This window comes from Streptomyces sp. NPDC093544 (genome assembly GCF_040683495.1).
GTDB lineage: Bacteria > Actinomycetota > Actinomycetes > Streptomycetales > Streptomycetaceae > Streptomyces.
Genome location: NZ_JBFBEA010000025.1, coordinates 20,680 through 36,561 on the forward strand (window position 1 = coordinate 20,680; position 15,882 = coordinate 36,561).

The following is a 15,882-nucleotide window of genomic DNA, read 5'->3' on the forward strand; positions in this document are numbered from 1 at the left end:
TCTGTGACGTCTTCCATGACGTCTACTGGACGTTCACTGGACGTCTTCTGTGGATTTCTCTGTGAAGTTGAGCGCTCGGACGGGGGACAAGTGGGACCTCCCGTGCCAAGCACCTGGTCCGATGGATAGGGTCCCGAACTAATGGCAGCAGGACGAGAGCGGCGCGCTGAAGCCGATACGTTCACGGCCCGGTTGAAGAAGCAGGTGCACCGGGTCCGCACCGGGCTGCGCAGATCCGCCGTGGACTACTTCCGGGGCGACGGTTCCGACTGGATCGCGCTGGCCGGTCTGCTGCTGACCATTCCGCTGATCGCGGCCACCACGCTGCTCAACTCGGTGTGGTGCTCGCCCGCGGCCCTGGTCCTCCCGATCGTGGCCGGGGGCCTGGTGCTGCGCCCCGCCAGCCTGCTGGGCCTGTACGCCGCGGCCGCCACCGCCCTGATAGTGGAATCCGTGCAGCTCGGCCCGTACACGGAGGGTCCCTCCAGGGTCACGCCGGGTGTGGTCCTGGTCGTCGCGGCCTGCGGCTTCTTCGGTCTGCTGATCGCGCAGTTCCGCAGCCGGGTGGGGGTGCCGTGGCGACGCGGCGGCACCATGCTCTTCGATCTGCGCGAACGCATCCGGGTGCAGAGCAAGCTGCCGCAGCTGCCACTGGGCTGGCACCGGGAGATGGCGCTGCGGCCGGCCGGCGGGCAGTCGTTCTCGGGCGACTTCGTGGTGGCGGCGCGTACGAACGGCGGCCGGACCATGGAGGTCGTCCTGACCGACGTCTCGGGCAAGGGCATGGACGCGGGCTCAAGAGCACTGCTCCTGTCCGGAGCCTTCGGCGGACTGCTGGGTTCCCTCCCCCCGCACGCCTTCCTCCCCGCCGCGAACGGCTACCTCCTCCGCCAGGACTGGGACGAGGGCTTCGCCACGTCGATCCACCTCGTCCTCGACCTGGACTCGGGCGACTACGAACTCTTCTCCGCCGGACACCCGCCAGGCCTTCAGCTCAGCGCGGGCAGCGGCCGCTGGGAGGAGAAGGCCGCGGAAGGCCCGCTCCTCGGGGTCTACGACGGTGCCCAGTTCGACCCCGTCAAGGGCTCCCTGCGCCCCGGCGACGTCCTGATGCTCTTCACCGACGGTCTCGTCGAAACCTCCGAACGCGACATCGTCGAAGGCATCGACCGCCTCACCGGCGAAGCCGACCGCTACGTCGCCGGCGGCTTCCACGGAGCCGCCTGGCACCTCATCGAGGCAGTGGCCAAAGACGTGAACGACGACAGAGCCCTGCTCCTGATCTGCCGCGAGGGCGGAACAACGACGGCTACGGCAATCATCTGAAGCCTTCGACCCGGCCGGAGAAGTCTTCAGCCTTTCCGGCGTTTGAGGACGAGGCCGTTCAGGCCGAAAGCGGGGGTCTGGGGGCGGCAGCCCCCAGGTACGGGACGGGTAGGGGCGGAGGGGGCGAAAACCGGGCTTGACGGCCGCACCGTCCGGCCCCGCGCCGCGCCACATGGGGCGACACTGTTCCCGTGACGCGAACTCTCCTGACCCTGGCTGAAGTCGAAGCCCTCGCCCGTGAGGCGCACGCCGCCCAGACCGACAAGGCGGGACGCCCCTACGCCGAGCACCTCCAGGCCGTGGCGGAGGGCGTCCACGACCGCGGCGGCGACGACGAGCAGATAGCGGCGGCCTGGCTGCACGACGCGGTCGAGGACGACGCGCTGTCGGAGGATTGGCTGACCGAGGCCGCTCTCACGAACCGCACGAAGGCCATCGTGCTGGCACTCACCAAACGCGAGGGCGAGCCCCCGGAGTCGTACGCGAAACGTATCCGCACCACCCCCGGCGCCCTCCTGGTGAAGGCCTCGGACCTGGCGCACAACGCCGACCCGGCCCGCCTCGCGGTCCTCGACGAACACACCAGAGCCCGGCTGACGAAGAAGTACGCCTCGATGCGCGCGCTGCTGGGTCTGGCTCCCTGAGCGCCGACCGGGCCCTCGCCCTCGGGGAAGCCCCGCTGAGGGGCTAGGCGCGCCCCGCCCCGGCCCGCTCACGCGCGAGTTCGGTCGCGTCCCGCTTGAAGGCCCACTCCATCTTGGGCTCCATCGCGAAGCGGAAGACCCGCTGGACGGGCGGCGTGCACAGCAGCGTGACGCCCACGCCCGCGACGAGCGTCACAAAGACCTGCCCGAGCGGCTCGTGCAGCCAGGCGTGGTCGAACCAGCCCCAGTAGTCACCGCCCTTGACCAGGAAGCCGTGCAGCAGATAGCCGTACAGCGTGCCCGCACCGAGCGCCGTGAACCAGAGCTTGCGACGCGGCACCCAGGAGAAGAAGCACACGGTGAGCAGCAGCGAACAGCCGAACAGGGCGAGCGTCATGACGGGACCGACCCACCACGGCGACCCCAACTGCTGTGCGCTGTCACGGTGGTAGAACCAGCCCGTGTTCATCCGCGGGACCGCCCAGTAGCCCACCACCAGCGCGGCGGCGAAGACCGGTACCGACAGGATCCGGATCTCACGCCGGCGCACCAACTGGAAGTACTCCGGCTTCATGTACAGGCCCAGGACGAAGAACGGCAGGAACTGCAGCACGCGTTGGAGGTCCAGATCATCACCGATGTCCGGTGACACGCTCGCGAGCATGGCGACGACGAGGGCGAGCGGGAGCGGCCACCGCACCAGCTTCCACAGCGGTGTCGTCAGCCGCCAGACGAAGAGTGCGGCCAGGAACCAGGTGAGGTACAGGGGGTCGAGCAGGCTGATCGACTGGCCGGGAGCGTTGTCGGCCCAGCGTGAGAAGAGCGAGTAGGCCACTTCGAAGACGACGTACGGCACGGCGATGCCGGTCACCAGCCGTTTGAGCCGGTCGGCGCGCATGTCGAAACTGCGCGAGAAGTAGCCGGAGATGAGGATGAAGGCCGGCATGTGGAAGGCGTACACGACCGTGTACAGCGCTTCGAGGGTGCGGCTCTGGCCCTTCACCGGCTCCCATGCGTGACCCATGGCCACGAGCACGATCGCCAGGTACTTGGCGTTGTCGAAGAACGCGTCGCGCTGCTTGGCGGGTTTGGCGGATGTGGCACCCGGGTCGGCGGCACCGGCGGCCCCCTTCGCGGTCCGGGACGAGCGTGGACCCGGAACTCCCGGCGCGGACTGCTGCGACGGGGGGAGTGGAGCTCCGTGGAGGCCTTGCGGTCGTAGCGAGTTCGTCACAGTTCCTCCGGCCGAAAATCCGGGGAGACGATTTGTGACCTCGCTGCACATACGGGGGACGTGGCGGCGTGGAACATCTGAGGCACCCTAGCGTTGTCCATGCGCTCTCGTAAAACTGCCGACGGCATTCCTGGCAATTGCCTGCGGGTACCCAGGAATTGAGGACGCACACAGTTTCGTTCGCGAGCGGTCCCGTATGCCGATCTACTTACCGTAGACGGGTGTTCTGTCAGCATTCATGACGACTAAATGGCGCATAAGGTACGCGGGCGACTCTGGAGATATGTCCGTTTCATTGGCCTTTATCAACCCGTCCACGGTCTCTTCGATGTGCCTGTGGCAACAATTCGAATTACCTGCGAACAGGATGTGTGGACATGGAAACGATCACTTTGCATTTCCCGTGAGGGCGTACCTTCGAATTGCAGTGCGCAGCACCGCCGTTCACCCGGCCGCAGACGTAACGGCGGTGCGGGGCCCATGTGTCCGTGGCCGACGATGCGTCACCTGCGGCATACGGGAGCCGGGTTGGTGGCACGATGGTTCTGGCGGGGGTGTGTGGGGTTGCACTCCCGGGCCGGGAGAGCGGACCGACCGTAGGGTGTGATCAGTTGTGGCCATTTCGCTGTCAGTGGTGCTGCTGTTGGGGATCGTCCTGGTGGTGTTGATACGGGGTGGATCGATCAAGGGAGGGCCGGCGGTGGTAGCCGTGCTCTTCGGCTTCTTCCTCGCCTCCACCGGCATGGCGGACGACATCCAACGGTTCCTCAACTCGGTGGCGGAGACCATCAACTCGATTCAGTTCTGAGTGGACGGCCGCGCCCGGCAAGAGCGCCCCGCGACGAGAGTCGGGCCGCGGAGGTTCAGTCGTGCCTGCACGTCATAGGGCCCCAATGGCATGCGGGGGCGACGTCTGTGAACGCACTTGGGGCCCGATTCCGTGGAACCAGGCCCCAAGTCACTGCGCAGAGCGGGCGACGGGAATCGAACCCGCGTAGCTAGTTTGGAAGACTAGGGCTCTACCATTGAGCTACGCCCGCAGGGGACGCGCCGCAGGTCAGTGACCGCGGCACAGAGAGCATCGTAGCGGGTCGCACCCCTACGTCGCACATCCCATTACGTGCCCCGTGCACGCTCCCGAAATGCGGCAGCCGTACCCGCCTGGGGCATGTATCTTACGTGTCGCACCAGACGGGGTGTGGCGCAGCTTGGTAGCGCGTCCGCTTTGGGAGCGGAAGGCCGTGGGTTCAAATCCCGCCACCCCGACCACCGTGCCGGCCACCGAGTCGGACGATCGTCAAGATCACCTTTTGGGGCGTGTACCGCCTGCGGTTACTATGCAAGCTGCGTGCCCGTGTGTCTGCATTGTTACGACGTCTCTCAAGGGCCGCGAATCCGCCCAAGGCTCTGCCCGACTCGGCAGCAGCACGCAGCAGAACCCCCAAGAAGTCAGCCACAAGGAGACCGAACCGTGAAGAGCGCCGTGGAGACCCTGAACCCGACTCGGGTTCGGCTCAGCATTGAGGTGCCCTTCGAGGAGCTCAAGGACAGCCTCGACGCGGCGTACAAGAAGATCAACCAGCAGGTCACGGTGAAGGGGTTCCGGAAGGGCAAGATCCCGGCCCGCGTCATCGACCAGCGGTTCGGTCGCGGCGCCGTGCTGGAGGAGGCCGTCAATGACGCGCTCCCGAAGTTCTACACCGAAGCGGTCAACGAGGCTGAGCTGAACGTCCTCGGCCAGCCCGAGGTCGACATCACCGAGCTGAAGGACGGCGAGACGCTGAACTTCACCGCTGAGGTCGACGTCCGCCCGTCCATCGAGATCCCGGACTACGCCGGCATCGAGGTCGAGGTCGACGCCGTCGAGGTCAGCGACGAGGACATCGAGAAGGCCGTCACCGAGCTGCGCGAGCGCTTCGCCTCGACCTCCCCGGTCGAGCGCGCCGCCCAGGACGGCGACGTCGTCACCCTCGACCTGACGGCCAAGGTCGACGGCGAGGTGCTGGAGGACGGCATCGCCTCCGACGTCTCGTACACCATCGGCTCCGGCGAGCTGCTCGACGGCATCGACGAGGCCGTGAAGGGCCTGGAGGCCGGTGGCGAGACCACCTTCACCTCCGAGCTCAAGGGCGGCTCGGCGGCCGGCAAGGAGGCCGAGGTCACCGTCAAGATCAGCCAGGTCGCCGCGCGCGAACTGCCCGAGCTGGACGACGACTTCGCGCAGCTCGCCTCCGAGTTCGACACCCTCGAGGAGCTCAAGGCCGACAGCCGCAAGCGCCTGGAGAACATGAAGCAGTACGACCAGGCCACGCAGGCCCAGGAGCGTGTCCTGGAGAAGCTGCTCGAGCTGGTCGAGGTCCCGGTCCCCGAGAAGCTGCTCGCGGACGAGATCAACACCCGTAAGCACAACCTCGAGCACCACCAGCTCGGTCAGATGGGCCTCGACCTCGAGAAGTACCTCGAGATCCAGGGCAAGACGGCCGAGGAGTTCGACGCCGAGACCGAGGAAGCCGCGGTCAAGGGCATCAAGACGCAGTTCGTCCTTGACGAGCTCGTCAACAAGGAGAAGCTGAACGTCAACCAGGAGGAGCTCACCGAGCACCTCATGCGGCGCGCGGCCTCCTCCGGCATGTCCCCCGACCAGTTCGCCCAGGCCGTCGTCGAAGGCGGCCAGGTCCCGATGCTGGTCGGCGAGGTCGCCCGCGGTAAGGCCCTCGCGGTCGTCGTCGAGGCCGCCGTCGTCAAGGACACCAACGGCGAGGTCGTCGACCTGGACGACGAGGACGAGACCGAGGTTGCGGCCGAGGCCGCCGCCGAGGTCACGGACGGCGACAGCGCCGACGAGAAGACAGAGGCCTGACGGCCCCGCTAGTACGCCACGACGGGCCCCCGGGGACTTCTTGCCCCCGGGGGCCCGTCGTTTTCAGGGGCGCGGGGAAGTGCGCGAGCAACCCACGACCTGCCGCACCCGCCGATCCACCGCCCGCGGCAGACGCGTCTGCGGCCTTCTGGGCACCGAGTGGACAGTTCCCGCACCCATAAGAAGCCCCGCTGAACCCCCGCTCAAGCCAGCGCCGCGCATGCGCTCACAGCGAACAGTTCCCCCTCCGGGATTCCCCGGAGGGACCCGCGCGTTAGGGTCCATGAAGACGAGGGCAGGGGAGTCCCCGAAGCCGCCCGGAGGCGGCGTGCAGCCGCTCCCATGGCGGTGTGTACCGGGGTCCCACGCCCCAGCAGAAGACGTGAGACGGCCCGGTGCCGTCGTAAGACGAGCAGGTGGATACGTGACGAATCTGATGCCTTCCGCCGCCGGCGACCCCTTCATCGGTGGTGGTCTCGGTGACCAGGTCTACAACCGGCTGCTCGGCGAGCGAATCATCTTCCTCGGCCAGGCGGTCGACGACGACATCGCCAACAAGATCACCGCGCAGTTGCTGCTCCTTGCCTCCGACCCGGAGAAGGACATTTTCCTCTACATCAACAGCCCCGGCGGCTCGATCACTGCCGGTATGGCGATCTACGACACCATGCAGTACATCAAGAACGACGTGGTGACGATCGCCATGGGCATGGCGGCCTCGATGGGCCAGTTCCTGCTCAGCGCCGGCACCCCCGGCAAGCGCTTCGCGCTGCCGAACGCCGAGATCCTGATCCACCAGCCCTCGGCCGGCCTCGCCGGCTCCGCGTCGGACATCAAGATCCACGCCGAGCGGCTGCTGCACACCAAGAAGCGCATGGCGGAGCTGACCGCGTTCCACACCGGCCAGACCGTGGAGCAGATCACCCGCGACTCGGACCGCGACCGCTGGTTCGACCCGGTCGAGGCCAAGGTGTACGGCCTCATCGACGACATCATGCCCACCGCGTCCGCCATGCCGGGCGGCGGCGGCACCGGGGCGGCGTAAGCCCCTCAGCGCCCCTCAGGGCGGCGCGGGCCTCTCACCGCCCCCAGGGGTGGCGCAGGCGCCCCAGCGCCTTCAGCCGACCGCCACGGCCCTTTTCAGGCTCTTCAGGAGACACAGTGAACGACTTCCCCGGCAGCGGCCTCTTCGCCCGCACGCAGGCCGAGTACACCGGTCCTCGCGCGGAGTCCCGCTACATCATCCCGCGCTTCGTCGAGCGCACCTCGCAGGGTGTGCGTGAGTACGACCCGTACGCGAAGCTGTTCGAGGAGCGCGTGATCTTCCTCGGCGTGCAGATCGACGACGCCTCCGCCAACGACGTCATGGCGCAGCTGCTGTGCCTGGAGTCGATGGACCCCGACCGTGACATCTCGGTCTACATCAACAGCCCCGGTGGCTCATTCACGGCCCTCACGGCCATTTACGACACGATGCAGTTCGTGAAGCCGGACGTCCAGACGGTCTGCATGGGCCAGGCCGCCTCGGCCGCCGCGATCCTGCTGGCCGCCGGTACGCCGGGCAAGCGCATGGCTCTTCCGAATGCGCGCGTTCTGATCCACCAGCCTTACAGTGAGACCGGCCGCGGGCAGGTCTCCGACCTCGAAATCGCTGCGAACGAGATCCTCAGGATGCGTGCGCAGCTGGAAGACATGCTGGCCAAGCACTCGACCACGCCGATCGAGAAGATCCGCGAGGACATCGAGCGCGACAAGATCCTCACGGCTGAGGACGCGCTGGCGTACGGCCTGATCGACCAGATCATCTCCACCCGGAAGATGAACAACAACGCGGTCGTCTGACGTATCCCTGTAGCATCTGCCGCTCCTTGGCCCGGTTCACGACAAAGTGAACCGCGCCAAGGGGGGCCCGAACGGGGGGCTCGGCAAGGTACCGTCGGACATAAGGCAGCACCAGGAGCCGCTGGACCTAGGCGTCTCCCAGGCGAAGGGGAAGCACACCGTGGCACGCATCGGTGACGGCGGCGATCTGCTCAAGTGCTCGTTCTGTGGCAAGAGCCAGAAGCAGGTCAAGAAGCTCATCGCAGGCCCTGGTGTGTACATCTGCGACGAGTGCATCGATCTCTGCAACGAGATCATCGAGGAAGAACTGGCGGAGACGAGCGAGGTGCGCTGGGAGGAACTTCCCAAGCCTCGCGAGATCTACGAGTTCCTCGAGGGGTACGTCGTAGGCCAGGAGCCGGCCAAGAAGGCGCTCTCGGTCGCGGTGTACAACCACTACAAGCGCGTCCAGGCCGGTGAGAACAGCGCGGGGCAGAACCGCGAGGACGCCATCGAGTTGGCGAAGTCCAACATCCTGCTCCTCGGCCCGACGGGTTCGGGCAAGACACTCCTCGCCCAGACCCTGGCCCGCATGCTCAACGTCCCGTTCGCCATCGCCGACGCGACGGCGCTGACGGAGGCGGGGTACGTCGGCGAGGACGTCGAGAACATTCTGCTGAAGCTCATCCAGGCAGCGGACTACGACGTCAAGAAGGCCGAGACCGGCATCATCTACATCGATGAGATCGACAAGGTCGCGAGGAAGAGCGAGAACCCCTCGATCACCCGCGATGTGTCCGGCGAGGGCGTCCAGCAGGCCCTGCTGAAGATCCTCGAAGGCACCACGGCCTCGGTCCCGCCGCAGGGCGGACGCAAGCACCCGCACCAGGAGTTCATCCAGATCGACACGACGAACGTCCTGTTCATCGTGGGCGGGGCCTTCTCGGGCCTGGAGAAGCTCATCGAGTCGCGGGCGGGAGCGAAGGGGATCGGCTTCGGCGCGACGATCCGCTCGAAGCGCGAACTCGAAGCCAAGGACCAGTTCGAGGACGTCATGCCCGAGGACCTGGTCAAGTTCGGCATGATCCCCGAGTTCATCGGCCGCCTCCCGGTCATCACCTCGGTCCACAACCTGGACCGCGAGGCACTCCTCCAGATCCTCGTCGAGCCCCGCAACGCGCTGGTGAAGCAGTACCAGCGCCTCTTCGAACTCGACGGTGTGGAGCTGGACTTCGAGGGCGAGGCCCTCGAAGCCATCGCCGACCAGGCCATCCTCCGCAAGACCGGCGCCCGCGGGCTGCGCGCCATCATGGAGGAAGTCCTCATGTCCGTGATGTACGAGGTCCCGTCCCGCAAGGACGTGGCCCGCGTCGTCATCACCTCGGAGGTCGTCCGCTCGAACGTGAACCCGACGCTGATCCCGCGCGATGCGCGCGGACGCGGCCCGGGCGAGCAGAAGACGGCGTAGCCGACAGTTGCGCATACGCGAAGGGGCCCCGGTCAACTGACCGGGGCCCCTTCGCGGTTGAGCCGATGGCGTCAGGCCTTGACGCGAACTTCCTTGCGGAGCTTGGCGGTCAACTCGGCCGCCTCCTCCAGCGACTTGCTCTTGCCCGCGATCAGCTCAGCCAGGTCGTACGACATCACGTAGGCGACCGTGCTGTGGTCACCCCAGATGCAGAAAGGCATGTTCGCGGTCATGCCGGATTCGGTGGACTCGATCGACTGGCACTTCATGACGCCGTTATCGAAGTCGGAGGGAGTGAACGCCTTGGGGCTGCCCACGAGCTTGCTGCCGGAGTCCGTGTCCTTCGCTGCCTCCGCCTTCATGGAGGCGAACATCGCGTCGACGACCTTCTCCGGGTCCTCGATGCTGCCGTACACGCCCGCGAACATCAGTTGCTTCGGCGCGGTTTCCGACCCTGCGCTATAGCCCGCGCTGACGTCCTGGGGGTCCTTGACGCCCCACGACTCCGCGTCTTTGATGTCGCTCTCGGTCAGCGTGCCGGCCTCGGCGTCGTCGCCCTTCTTGTACTCGTCGTTGAGCACCGTCGCCGGCGTAGTCAGCTTGTGCGCGCCGTCGTCCGCGACGTCCGAGCTGCCACTGCTGCTCCCGATGACCAGGTACGCCCCCACCGCGATCGCGGCCACGACCGCCACCGCGCCGATGATGAGGCCCGTCTTCTTGCCGCCGCCGCCCGGCGGGGGCGGCTGCGGGACGCCGTAGGGCTGCTGGCCGTACGGGGGCTGGCCGTAGGGAGGCTGCTGGCCGTACGGGGGCGTCTGGGGCGGGGCGCCCTGGGGGTAGCCGTAGCCGGGCTGCGCGGGGGGAGCCTGCTGCGGGTAGCCATAGCCGGGCTGGGGGGCGGCCTGCGGCTGCTGGGGCTGCTGGCCGTAGGGGCCCGGCTGACCGTACGGTCCGGGCTGCTGGGGCTGCCCGTCGTACGGGCCCGGCTGGTTGTAGCTCATTGCTGGGGTTCCCCCTCCAGATGCTTATGTGTTCCTGACATCCTGGCGTACAGGTCACAGAGCCAGGTCCTCGGGGGCCGCACCGTTACGAAGTAAACGCGTTTCGGGACACCCCCGTGACGCCTCTAAACTGACCCCGTGACCGACAACGCTCAGCAGCAGCCGCCAGCGCCCACCTCCGAACTGCCGACCCAGTACGCGCCGGCCGAGGTAGAGGGGAAGCTGTACGAGCGCTGGGTCGAGCGGGGTTACTTCGCCGCCGACGCGAAGAGCGACAAGCCCGCGTACACCATTGTCATTCCGCCGCCGAACGTCACCGGGTCGCTGCACCTGGGGCACGCCTTCCAGCACACGCTCATGGACGCGCTGACGCGTCGTAAGCGCATGCAGGGCTTCGAGGCGCTGTGGCTGCCGGGGATGGACCACGCCGGTATCGCCACGCAGAACAAGGTCGAGCAGCAGCTCGCCGAGGAGGGCAAGTCGCGGCAGGACCTCGGCCGCGAGGCGTTCGTCGAGCGCGTCTGGCAGTGGAAGGAAGAGTACGGCGGCAAGATCCTCGGGCAGATGCGCCGGCTCGGGGACGGTGTGGACTGGTCGCGTGAGCGGTTCACCATGGACGAGGGGCTGTCGCAGGCCGTTCAGACCATCTTCAAGAAGCTGTACGACGACGAGTTGATCTACCGCGCCGAGCGCATCATCAACTGGTGTCCCCGATGTCTGACCGCCATCTCCGACATCGAGGTCGAGTACCAGGAGGACGACGGCGAGCTCGTCTCGATCAAGTACGGGGAGGGCGACGAGACCCTCGTGGTCGCGACCACCCGCGCGGAGACCATGCTCGGTGACACCGCCGTCGCCGTTCACCCCGACGACGAGCGCTACAAGCACCTTGTCGGCAAGCGGATCAAGCTGCCGCTGACCGACCGCACCATCCCTGTCGTCGCCGACACCCACGTCGACCCCGAGTTCGGCACCGGCGCCGTCAAGGTCACCCCCGCCCACGACCCGAACGACTTCGCCATCGGCCAGCGCCACGGCCTGGAGTCGATCACCGTCATGGACGAGCGGGCGGTCATCACCGTCCACGGCCCCTTCCAGGGACTCGACCGTTTCGAGGCCCGCTCCGCCATCGTGGGCGCGCTGCGCTCGCAGGGCCGGATCGTCGCCGAGAAGCGTCCGTACGTCCACTCCGTGGGCCACTGCTCGCGCTGCCGCACGACCGTCGAGCCGCGCCTGTCGATGCAGTGGTGGGTCAAGGTGGGCCCGCTGGCCCAGGCCGCCGGTGACGCCGTCCGTGACGGCCGGGTCGCGATCCACCCCGCCGACATGTCGAAGCGCTACTTCGACTGGGTCGACAACATGCACGACTGGTGCATCTCACGGCAGTTGTGGTGGGGCCACCGGATTCCCGTCTGGTACGGCCCCGACGGCGAGGTCGTCTGCGTCGGCCCCGACGAGGAGCCGCCGAGCGGCGAGGGCTGGACCCAGGACACCGACGTCCTCGACACCTGGTTCTCGTCAGGGCTGTGGCCGTTCTCCACGCTCGGCTGGCCCGAACAGACCCCGGACCTGGAGAAGTTCTACTCGACGGACGTCCTTCTCACCGGCCACGACATCATCTTCTTCTGGGTTGCCCGGATGATGATGTTCGGCCTGTACGCGATGGACGGCGAGGTCCCCTTCAAGACCATCGCGCTGACCGGCCTGGTCCGCGACGAGCGCGGCAAGAAGATGTCGAAGTCCTTCGGCAACGTCGTCGACCCGCTCGACTGGATGGACCGGTACGGCTCCGACGCCGTCCGCTTCACCCTCGCCCGCGGTGCCAACCCCGGCACCGATGTGCCGATCGGCGAGGACTGGGTCCAGGCGTCCCAGAAGTTCGCCAACAAGATCTGGAACGCCACGCGCTTCGCGCTGATGAACGGTGCGACCGTCGAGGGCCCGCTGCCGGAGCCGTCGAAGCTGTCGGCGACCGACCGGTGGATCCTGTCCCGGCTGAACAAGACCGTCGCCGAAGTCGACGCGTTCTACGAGGACTTCCAGTTCGCGAAGTTGTCCGACTCGCTCTACCACTTCGCGTGGGACGAGGTCTTCGACTGGTACGTCGAGCTGTCGAAGACGACGTTCATGGCCGGCGGCGAGCCGGCGAAGGTCTCGGGCCGGGTCCTCGGTGAGGTCCTGGACGTGATGCTTCGCCTCCTCCACCCGGTCGTCCCCTTCGTGACGGAGTCGCTCTGGACCACCCTCACCGGTGGTGAGTCGGTCGTCGTCGCGGACTGGCCGAAGGACAGTGGCTTCCGCGACGAGGCCGCCGAGCGTGAGATCAAAACGCTCCAGCAGGTCATTGTCGAGGTCCGCCGCTTCCGCGACGGGCAGGGTCTGCAGCCCGGTCAGCGGGTCCCGGCCCGGCTGACCCTCGACGGCACGGCGTTCGCTCCGCACGAGGCGGCCATCCGGCAGCTGCTGCGGCTCCAGCCCGAGGGTGAGGGCTTCTCGGCCACGGCGACCCTGCCGGTCGCCGGTGCCACGGTCGCGCTCGACCTCTCCGGGACGATCGACGTCGCCGCGGAGCGCAAGCGGCTCGCGAAGGATCTCGCCGCTGCCGAGAAGGAGAAGGCCCAGGCGCACGGCAAGCTCGGCAACGAGGCGTTTCTCGCCAAGGCGCCGGACCAGGTGGTGGAGAAGATCCGCACGCGGCTCGCCAAGGCGGACGAGGACATCGCCCGGATCCTGGCGCAGCTGGAGGGGCTGCCGGAGGCGTGACCGACCGGGGGCGGTGGGGGAGGCAGTTTTTCGCCCCCTCCGCCCCTACCCGTCCCTTGGGCTCCGCCCCAGACCCCGCTCCTCAAACGCCGGAGGGGCTGAAAATCTTGCCCGAGCCATGGAGCCTTCAGCCCCTCCGTAGACTGGCCCCGTGAGCCAGCTCCCCCCGCACGACAGCAGCGAGTCAGAACCGCAGGATCCGTTGGGTCTCTTCGAAGAGATCGTCGAGGCCGAGACCGGCCGTGACCCCGATCTCGCGGTGATCGAGGCCGGCAGCCGAACCCTGCGTACCCAGGGCTTCGGCGGGCCGGAGGCCGATGTGCCCGGCCGGCCGGCCGATCCGGCGACCGACAAGGCGCTGCGCGAGGTGGAGGCCGAGCTCGCGACGCGCTGGGGCGAGACGAAGATGGAGCCGTCGGTCAGCCGCATCTCCGCGCTGATGGACGTCCTGGGGGACCCGCAGCGGTCGTACCCCTCGATCCACATCACGGGGACGAACGGCAAGACGTCCACGGCCCGCATGATCGAGGCCCTTCTCGGTGCCTTCGACCTCCGTACCGGCCGCTACACGAGCCCGCACGTCCAGTCGGTCACCGAGCGCATCAGCCTGGACGGTTCGTCGATCTCCGCCGAGCGGTTCATCGAGACGTACAACGACATCAAGCCGTACATCGAGATGGTCGACGCCCAGCAGGAGTTCCGGCTCTCCTTCTTCGAGGTGCTCACGGCAATGGCGTACGCCGCGTTCGCGGACACGCCCGTCGATGTCGCCGTCGTGGAAGTGGGCCTGGGCGGCACCTGGGACGCCACGAACGTCATCGACGCCGATGTCGCCGTGGTCACCCCGATCGACCTCGACCACACCGACCGGCTCGGCGAGACGCCCGGTGAGATCGCGGTGGAGAAGTCCGGGATCATCAAGCAGAACGCCACCGTGATCCTGGCCCAGCAGCCGGTGGACGCGTCGCAGGTGCTGCTGAAGAAGGCCGTGGAGGTCGACGCGACCGTGGCCCGGGAGGGTCTCGAATTCGGCGTCGTGTCCCGACAGATCGCCGTCGGCGGACAGGTCCTCACGCTGCGCGGCCTCGGCGGCGAGTACGACGAGATCTATCTCCCGCTGCACGGCCCCTACCAGGCGCACAACGCGGCCCTGGCGCTCGCCGCCGTCGAGGCGTTCTTCGGCGTCGGCGCCCAGCGCCCCGACCCGCTCGACCTGGACACGGTCCGCAAGGCGTTCGCGACCGTCGCCTCTCCGGGCCGCCTGGAGGTCGTACGACGTTCCCCGACGATCGTGCTGGACGCGGCGCACAACCCGGCGGGCGCCCGTGCCACCGCCGAGGCGATCCCGGATGCCTTCGACTTCAGTCGGCTCATCGGCGTCGTGGGCGCCAGCTCCGACAAGAACGTGCGAGGGCTGCTGGAGGCCTTCGAGCCGATCCTCGCCGAAGTGGTGGTCACGCAGAACTCCAGTCAGCGCGCGATGAACGCGGACGAGCTGGCCGGGATCGCCGTCGAGGTCTTCGGCGACGACCGGGTGCAGGTGGAGCCGCGGCTCGACGACGCGCTTGAGGCCGCGATCACGCTGGCCGAGGAAGAGGGCGAGTACTCCGGCAGTGGGGTGCTCGTCACCGGATCCGTCATTACCGTCGGCGAGGCCCGGCTGCTGTTGGGGAGGGGATGACCGCTGTGCGTACGCTCTGTGCTTCGACTCTGATCGGCGAGTTCTTCGTCATCGGGTTCGCCGCGCTGGTCGCGATGAAGGATCCCGATCTGGCGACCTCCACGGTGTGGACGGTCAGCGGGATCCTGATGGCGCTGAGCATCCTGCTCTGCGGCGTGATCACCCGGCCGGGCGGCCTCCAGCTCGGCTGGGCGTTGCAGATCGCGCTGATCGCCGGTGGTTTCTTCGTGCCGTCGATGTTCATCCTCGGGTTGATCTTCGCCGCCCTGTGGTGGGCGTCGATCCACTACGGGCGGAAGATCGACGAGGCCAAGGCCCGGTTCGCGGCGCAGGCGCAGGACCCGGCACAGGCGCAGCCAGGGGGTAACGCGGCGTAGTGGTCGCGGCGTACCCCGTACCAGCTGACGCGGAGTGCCCCCGTACCACCTGACGCGGCGTAACACCTACCAGACACGCCCTGTAGCCTCGGTTCCCCGCACACCATGTGATCGAAGGAGCCATCAAGTGAGCCAGCGCACCCTCGTCCTTCTCAAGCCCGACGCCGTCCGTCGCGGTCTGACAGGCGAGATCATCAGCCGTATCGAGCGCAAGGCCGGCTGGCAGATCACCGCGCTGGAGCTGCGGACGCTGGACCAGGACACGCTGGAGCAGCACTACGGCGAGCACAAGGGCAAGCCCTTCTACGAGCCGCTGGTGGAGTTCATGGCCTCCGGGCCGGTCGTGGCGCTCGTCGTCGAGGGCGAGCGGGTCATCGAGGGGGTGCGCGCGCTCGCCGGTCCCACCGACCCGATCGCCGCCGCGCCCGGCTCCATCCGCGGCGATTTCGGTGTGATCGTCCGCGAGAATCTGATCCACGCCTCCGACTCCGAGGAGTCCGCCGAGCGCGAGCTGAAGATCTTCTTCCCCGGCCGCGGCTGAACGAGTTCCCCCGTTACGGCTGAACGAGCGCCGGGGCGTGAGCCTTGGGCCGTAAGTATTTCGAGAAACTTTCTGATGGGGCGTCAGCCCCGCTCGTCTGTCTGACCTGGGACGGCCGTGTATTTGCGGCCGTCCCGTGGCATATGCGTGCCGATCGGGGGAACGC

The 15,882-nt window shown here is 67.6% G+C and carries 13 protein-coding genes and 2 tRNA genes; 12 read left to right on the forward strand and 3 right to left on the reverse strand.

Translation table 11 applies throughout. The annotated features are described in order from the left end of the window. The first annotated feature begins 141 nt into the window (after positions 1–141). A complete protein-coding gene (locus AB0N66_RS32190) occupies positions 142–1,326 on the forward strand; it encodes a PP2C family protein-serine/threonine phosphatase (protein ID WP_365441674.1) in 1,185 nt (394 codons plus the stop codon). 191 nt (positions 1,327–1,517) lie between these two features. Beyond that, positions 1,518–1,970: an HD domain-containing protein gene (locus AB0N66_RS32195; RefSeq protein ID WP_365441676.1), complete on the forward strand. Its 453-nt coding sequence runs from the start codon at positions 1,518–1,520 to the stop codon at positions 1,968–1,970. Positions 1,971–2,013: 43 nt separating this feature from the next. On the opposite strand, the gene AB0N66_RS32200 is transcribed toward AB0N66_RS32195, so the two are convergent. Continuing rightward, positions 2,014–3,204, reverse strand: coding sequence for an acyltransferase family protein (locus AB0N66_RS32200; RefSeq protein ID WP_365441678.1), 1,191 nt, complete (start codon positions 3,202–3,204; stop codon positions 2,014–2,016). Between the two features lie 613 nt (positions 3,205–3,817). Between AB0N66_RS32200 and AB0N66_RS32205 the strand changes: the two genes are divergently transcribed. Further along, the gene (locus AB0N66_RS32205; RefSeq protein WP_055611884.1) at positions 3,818–4,012 is read left to right on the forward strand and encodes a hypothetical protein; all 195 of its coding nucleotides are present in this window, start codon (positions 3,818–3,820) and stop codon (positions 4,010–4,012) included. Positions 4,013–4,173: 161 nt separating this feature from the next. Here the strand turns inward: AB0N66_RS32205 and AB0N66_RS32210 are convergent. Then, positions 4,174–4,244 (reverse strand) — tRNA-Gly (locus AB0N66_RS32210). A 152-nt stretch (positions 4,245–4,396) separates the two neighbouring features. Here AB0N66_RS32210 and AB0N66_RS32215 point away from each other — a divergent pair. From AB0N66_RS32215 to clpX, 5 genes are all read left to right on the forward strand, one after another. Further along, a tRNA-Pro gene (locus AB0N66_RS32215) sits at positions 4,397–4,473 on the forward strand. Positions 4,474–4,675: 202 nt separating this feature from the next. Then, a complete protein-coding gene (tig, locus tag AB0N66_RS32220) occupies positions 4,676–6,064 on the forward strand; it encodes a trigger factor (protein ID WP_365441680.1) in 1,389 nt (462 codons plus the stop codon). Between the two features lie 436 nt (positions 6,065–6,500). After that, complete coding sequence (locus AB0N66_RS32225; RefSeq protein ID WP_365441815.1) at positions 6,501–7,109, forward strand: ATP-dependent Clp protease proteolytic subunit; 609 nt, start codon at positions 6,501–6,503, stop codon at positions 7,107–7,109. Between the two features lie 116 nt (positions 7,110–7,225). Further along, positions 7,226–7,906: an ATP-dependent Clp protease proteolytic subunit gene (locus AB0N66_RS32230; protein WP_365441682.1), complete on the forward strand. Its 681-nt coding sequence runs from the start codon at positions 7,226–7,228 to the stop codon at positions 7,904–7,906. A 160-nt stretch (positions 7,907–8,066) separates the two neighbouring features. Continuing rightward, on the forward strand, positions 8,067–9,353 hold the full coding sequence (gene clpX, locus AB0N66_RS32235; protein ID WP_365441684.1) for an ATP-dependent Clp protease ATP-binding subunit ClpX: 1,287 nt from the start codon (positions 8,067–8,069) through the stop codon (positions 9,351–9,353). A 71-nt stretch (positions 9,354–9,424) separates the two neighbouring features. On the opposite strand, the gene AB0N66_RS32240 is transcribed toward clpX, so the two are convergent. After that, on the reverse strand, positions 9,425–10,354 hold the full coding sequence (locus AB0N66_RS32240) for a hypothetical protein (protein WP_365441686.1): 930 nt from the start codon (positions 10,352–10,354) through the stop codon (positions 9,425–9,427). Between the two features lie 138 nt (positions 10,355–10,492). On the opposite strand from AB0N66_RS32240, the gene AB0N66_RS32245 reads away from it, so the two are divergent. The 4 genes from AB0N66_RS32245 to ndk all read left to right on the forward strand — a co-directional run bounded on the left by AB0N66_RS32245 (position 10,493) and on the right by ndk (position 15,716). Then, positions 10,493–13,117: a valine--tRNA ligase gene (locus AB0N66_RS32245; protein WP_365441688.1), complete on the forward strand. Its 2,625-nt coding sequence runs from the start codon at positions 10,493–10,495 to the stop codon at positions 13,115–13,117. Between the two features lie 151 nt (positions 13,118–13,268). Further along, positions 13,269–14,798, forward strand: a complete 1,530-nt coding sequence (locus tag AB0N66_RS32250; protein WP_365441690.1) for a folylpolyglutamate synthase/dihydrofolate synthase family protein — start codon at positions 13,269–13,271, stop codon at positions 14,796–14,798. A 5-nt stretch (positions 14,799–14,803) separates the two neighbouring features. Further along, entirely contained in the window at positions 14,804–15,175 is a 372-nt protein-coding gene (locus AB0N66_RS32255; RefSeq protein ID WP_365441817.1) for a DUF4233 domain-containing protein, read from the forward strand. A 127-nt stretch (positions 15,176–15,302) separates the two neighbouring features. After that, positions 15,303–15,716, forward strand: coding sequence for a nucleoside-diphosphate kinase (gene ndk / locus AB0N66_RS32260; protein WP_365441692.1), 414 nt, complete (start codon positions 15,303–15,305; stop codon positions 15,714–15,716). The last annotated feature ends 166 nt before the right edge of the window (positions 15,717–15,882 follow it).